The 463-nt window shown below is 49.0% G+C and carries 1 protein-coding gene; it reads left to right on the top strand.

All coding sequences use genetic code 11. The features are described 5' to 3' along the window. Window positions 1-212: 212 nt before the first annotated feature. The coding region (locus HBA93_RS18575; protein ID WP_221724285.1) for a hypothetical protein at window positions 213-463 on the top strand (251 nt) is incomplete at its 3' end.

Genomic DNA, 463 nt, shown 5'->3' with positions numbered 1-463 from the left:
CGGAGTTGAGCGAGATCAGGGCGGTTACGGCTACGGAACGCCAGACCCTTTTGCAGCTCCAAAACCAGACTGGGCAAATCCGTATCATCAACAGCGAGAAAGGAACGTTTCTGATACTTCCGAAAAGCGCAGAGAACGGGTGGACGTGCGGCGAGAGCAAAACCCCGTGCATCAAACTCCCTCAACCAGAAGCGAACAGGAAATAGACGAAGATGGAAAAGCTTTCCCCATTAGAGCGCGAATTATTGCTTTCCGTCAGCGGGTTGAAGATTGGTATCGACAAGGAAATTACCGCTTTAAAGAGTTTCTTGCAGAACTCCGAGGCGAGCGGGTCAAGCAGCACAATGAAGCGATTGAGCGATATCGAGAAGGCACAAGTGCAACTGAACGAACGCATGAACAGCTTGAGAAAAGATATTTCAATAGTTGTGGAGACCTTGACGGACAATTTGAAAAGCTTGGA

This window comes from Ochrobactrum sp. SFR4, assembly GCF_019730395.1.
GTDB lineage: Bacteria > Pseudomonadota > Alphaproteobacteria > Rhizobiales > Rhizobiaceae > Pseudochrobactrum.
This window is presented reverse-complemented; position numbering and strand designations above follow the sequence as displayed.